General features: G+C 40.2%; 3 protein-coding genes. All 3 read right to left on the bottom strand.

The genetic code is table 11. The features are described from left to right. Positions 1 to 100: 100 nt before the first annotated feature. The 3 genes from WBJ10_RS03315 to WBJ10_RS03305 all read right to left on the bottom strand — a co-directional run bounded on the left by WBJ10_RS03315 (position 101) and on the right by WBJ10_RS03305 (position 4,386). Entirely contained in the window at positions 101 to 241 is a 141-nt protein-coding gene (locus WBJ10_RS03315) for a DUF2179 domain-containing protein (protein ID WP_424288133.1), read from the bottom strand. Positions 242 to 431: 190 nt separating this feature from the next. Then, a complete protein-coding gene (locus tag WBJ10_RS03310) occupies positions 432 to 1,883 on the bottom strand; it encodes a PAS domain-containing sensor histidine kinase (RefSeq protein ID WP_424288132.1) in 1,452 nt (483 codons plus the stop codon). A gap of 196 nt (positions 1,884 to 2,079) precedes the next feature. Beyond that, entirely contained in the window at positions 2,080 to 4,386 is a 2,307-nt protein-coding gene (locus WBJ10_RS03305; RefSeq protein WP_424288131.1) for a PAS domain-containing sensor histidine kinase, read from the bottom strand. Positions 4,387 to 4,773 lie beyond the last annotated feature (387 nt).

Raw genomic sequence — 4,773 nt, 5'->3', positions numbered from 1 at the left:
CATCAAATCAGCCATTTCCTGATTTCTCATAGTTTCATGCATTCCGGAAGGCATTATCGACCAGGTAAGTTGTTTTCTAGTGAACTTCCTTGTTTAAATTTCAATGCCCCGCCCTCCGCGTCAAAATCCCACCCGCTGCTTCTTTTATAAGGTTGGTAAACACAAATGCCGCCGGGTCTACACTATGAACCAGGTTTTTTAGGCGTCTCAGCTCTAAACGGGTTACCACTGTAAAAACTATATCTACCGGGTAACTGACATTAAAGCTTTCTTTTAAAAACCCACGCTCGACTCCTCAAGTCCTTCTATCACAAAATCGGTCACCCGTGATGCGGTAAAGCTCAACAGGTGGTGGTTTATCAGGTACTTTCATAACTTCTGTGGCTTAAAGCTATTTTACGAAGCCCTGAGGCCCCGTAATAGCAATAAGATTACAAGGGTAATGTAAACCAGAAAGTTGAACCTTCTCCAAATTTACTATCTACACCCATTTGGCCGCCATGCTTCTCAACAATTTCGTTTGAAATGTATAAACCCAGGCCCAGTCCAGAGATCTGGTGACCCGAAGAATCGACTCTGTAATAGCGCTGAAAGAGATGAGGTATTTTATTCTCTGGAATCCCGGGACCAAAATCTCTTACCGATACTTTTGCAAAGGCATTAATCTTTTCGATGATGATATGTATTTCATCTGAATCGGGAGCATATTTAACAGCATTGTTTACAAGGTTCACAATTACCTGGTCAATTCGATGCATATCGGCGAATACTTGTAAAGTGGTATCACCCTTTAAAATGATTTCGTGACCATGTTGAAGCCTTACATGTTGGCAGCAATCATTCATCACATGAGATAGGGTAAAGTCTTCCTTATTCAAGGTTAATTGACCTTCATTGAGCTTGCTAACGTTTAATAAATCTTCTACTAGGTAGGCTAACTTATTAACGCTTATTCCTGCCTGGGCTATGAGTTTTTCCAATCTATCATTAGGCTCAATAGCTGTCAATTTTTCCATCAATTGAACGGATGCCTTGAGCGATGTTAAAGGCGTCTTGAGCTCATGACTGGCTATCCCGATAAAATCATCTTTCTTCTGTTGGGCCAAAACCTGTTCAGTTACGTCAGTAGCTACTGCGATTACGGCATTGATCAAACCCTTGGAATCTCGAAGTGCTGCATATACGAATTTGAGAAACACTTTTTCTAACTTTCCATTTTTTAGTAGCTCTACGGGATGGTTGTCCGCAGTAAATGATTTCCCACTTTGATAGACACCTTGAAGCAATTCCTCAAGTCCCTGGCCTTTAGCTTCCGGTAGTCCTTCAAATACCGGTTTGCCAATTACTTCCGTTGTGGTTCCCCAAATCTCCAGCATCTTTTCATTAGCAATATCAACAATAAAGTTCGGGTCTTTAAGGATACAAATAGCCACAGGAGCCTGCATGATCATTGATCGAAGATTATCCTGACTGATTTCTAACTCGCGCTTTGCTTTTACCAGTTCGGTCACATCGGTAGCACTGCACATCACTCCCCAAACTTTCCCTTCATCGTCTGTCAAGGGCAGATAGCTGAACTTGAAGTAATAAGTCTGAAGTACATCGCCAACGGGCAGGTCTGCTCTGTCCTGTTCGGTGTGGTACGGGATCCCGGATTGGTAAACCATTTGGACGAGCTTCGGAAATGGTTGATCCACAATTTCTGGCAAGGCTTCGATAAAAGGCATACCGATTATAGATGCATCTTTGCCCCAAACATTGAGAGTTGCTTCGTTGGCGTAAATAACATTAGAATCGGGCCCTGCACATACGTAAATAGGGCTTGGTGAGGAATTAAATATGGTTAGAAGATGTTGTTCTAAAAGGGATTTGTGTTTTTCCAAGATAAGTAGCTGCAAAATAATGGAACAATGCTATTTCGTAAATGTTTGAAATAACACTCGCCTTCTGTTCAACTATTAATCGGATTCCGGTATTCTATGCGCCTTAATATTACTCTTTTTACCAAACTACCGTCGCGCATTAAAGTTTCTAAATAATAATGGTCAATATAGATAATTGGGAAGTATATTTTTTCAATCAGTCTGTGGGCAACCAAACATAAAATACTGAACCTTCTCCTTTGATACTATCAACCCATATATTACCGCCTTCTTTCTTAATTATTTCTGCGCATATATATAGGCCGATACCCATTCCCTGGAATGTAGCTTGGTTTTCGCCCGTAACCCGGTAAAATTGTTCAAATACACGCTGTTGACCCTCCATCGAAATTCCGATACCAAAATCCTGAACGCTCAACTGAACACCGTCATTCACAACCTTGGTATCTATTATAATTCTATCAGCTGCCGGCGAATACTTTGTTGCATTTGATAGAAGGTTATTGAGGACCTGACCTAGTTTGTTTTTATCTCCCGAAATACTTATATCTGCATCTAAATTGTCTATTATTTGATGTGTAACACTGGTTGTTTGGAAATCATCAATCACTTCTTTTACAAGGTCGTCCAGATTGAATACAGATTCATTGCGGATTAAGCCGCCCGTTTGCATTCTTGTAATGTCTAAAAGGTCTGTTATAAGTGTATTAAGACTGTTGACCTGTTTACTCATTTTTTTTACCATTCCCAGTGTTTGCACATCATCTTTTTCTGCCAAAATTCGCTCGATGATTTGACTATATGCTTTGATTGTGGTTACCGGGGTTCTCAGTTCATGGCTGGCCATTGAAAGGAAATCATTCTTCTGTTTTTGCTCTTCTTTTAGATTTTCGATATCGGTGAATGCACCGATCCATTTAATAATTGTTCCTTTTTCGTTCTTTATGGGTTCGCCCTGAACCAAATGCCAGTTATACACCCCTTTTTTATTTTTAAGTCTCGCCTCGGAATGGTAAGTTTTGCCAGTTTGAAGGCTATTTTCCCAACCTTGCCTTAGAGCTTTCAGATCCTGGGGATGAATTAATTTTTGCCAGGTATCCTTTGCGTACGGATCAAGTCCTGAATAGTTAATCCAATGGCTTGAGGCATATTCATAAATTCCTTTTTCATTCGTCATCCATATCAATTGCGGCAAGGTTTCAGCTAGTATGCGGAAGCGTTGCTCACTTTCAATAATTGCCTTTTCATAGCTTTTTTGTTTGGTTATATCCTTGAAGGTCCAGCTCCATGCGTAATAACTGCCATCTTCTCCAATCACCGGATATCCATTTCGTTCTACAATTTTACCATCTTTAAATTCCAGTTCATCCAGACTGGTTTCTGTTGGGTGCTCATAAAGATATTTTACTTTATCAATAAATAATTGAGGGTTTACTAATTGTGCCATAGCGAATGACAGGGCCGCTTCATCATCTTTGGCGTCAACAATAGGTTGTGGCATGTTCCATATTTCGGTGAAGCGCTGGTTGAATGAAATAATTTTCCCTTTTGCATCTACCAGCAAAATTCCATCTACACTTGCCTGGTTGTGGGCTTCAAGCAAAGCAGTACGGTAAGTCAATTTTTCAGTCAGACTCCGGAAATATGATTCACTTTCCCGTATTTTTTTCGCCGCCTCACGTTGTTCTGTAATATCAGTATGAACACCTACCCATTGCTTAATTATGCCTTTTTCATCCAGGGCTGGAACTGCTTTTACGGAAAATAATCTCCATCCATTATGCTGTGTCTTTAACCGGTGTTCAAATACAAATGTACTTTTATCTCGTACAGCTTTGTTCCAGGCATCCACAGTAGGTTGTGCATCGTCCGGGTGAACAGCTGAAGACCATTTGAAACCCTGATACTCCTCAAAACTCTGGCCAGTTAACTTAGCCCATCCAGGTTGTTCGCCTACCATTTCACCAACTGCGTTATTTGTCCAGATGATACCTTCTACTGCAAGGATCGCAGCCTCAAATTTTTTCTCGCTTTCTTTAATCCTGGCTTCAGCTTCTCTTCGTTCAGTAATGTCAACAGATGAACCAACAAAACCCAAAAACTCGTTGTTGGCCCCCAGAATCGGATTTCCTTGCGCAAGCACCCAACGCCAGGTTCCATCAGCCCTTAATAGACGGCATTCCAGCGAGTAAGGATGCCTCTCGGAAATTGCCATACTTAGGGTTTTCATCGTGGAATCCAAATCGTCTGGATGAACAATTTTTTCCCAGTCAGAAATGTCCTCCGTTTTAGTAACTCCTATAAAATCAAAAAAAGTTTTGTTGTAATAAGTCGGCGAACCATGGGCATCAATTGTCCAGATAAGAACGGGTGAGGCATCCGCCATGGCACGAAAATGGCTTTCACTTTCTTTTACATGGGCTTGTGTACGATCTGTATTCGATTTTTCCGCGGTTGACCCTGTGCGTTGTGCACCAACTATCCAATTTTTTTTATCGCTCATTTTATCCGGAAAGATTTTCAGGTATGTTGTATGGTTTTTTGCAACGTCTTTGTAATGAACCATCAATACATTAGAGATGTTAGGTAACCATTTTAATAAAGATAATTTAAACTTAGATATCAAGGAGCATTTTAAATGTTTTTGAAGCCATTAGACATCGGTTACAGACTGCGAAATGATTTAAATAGGATAGAAATTCTTAATTTGTATCTAAGCTAAATAATCGTGTTATGAAATTAAGTGCTGAACAAGTTAAAAGCTATCAAAGTGATGGTTATCTTATCATTAAAGATTTTTGCAGTAAAGCGGAAATTGATAAGTTATATAGCGTAGCCTTGCAGGATGATGCTATGTCTAAAAACGCGCTTGACCTGAATTACCAGAGTG

The sequence above is a fragment of the Daejeonella sp. genome (assembly GCF_049655485.1).
GTDB lineage: Bacteria > Bacteroidota > Bacteroidia > Sphingobacteriales > Sphingobacteriaceae > Daejeonella.
This window is presented reverse-complemented; position numbering and strand designations above follow the sequence as displayed.

Bases quoted from the DNA above. Each gene is read 5' to 3' on its own strand.
- WBJ10_RS03305 (WP_424288131.1), bottom strand. From the start codon at position 4,386: ATGAGCGATAAAAAAAATTGGATAGTTGGTGCACAACGCACAGGGTCA.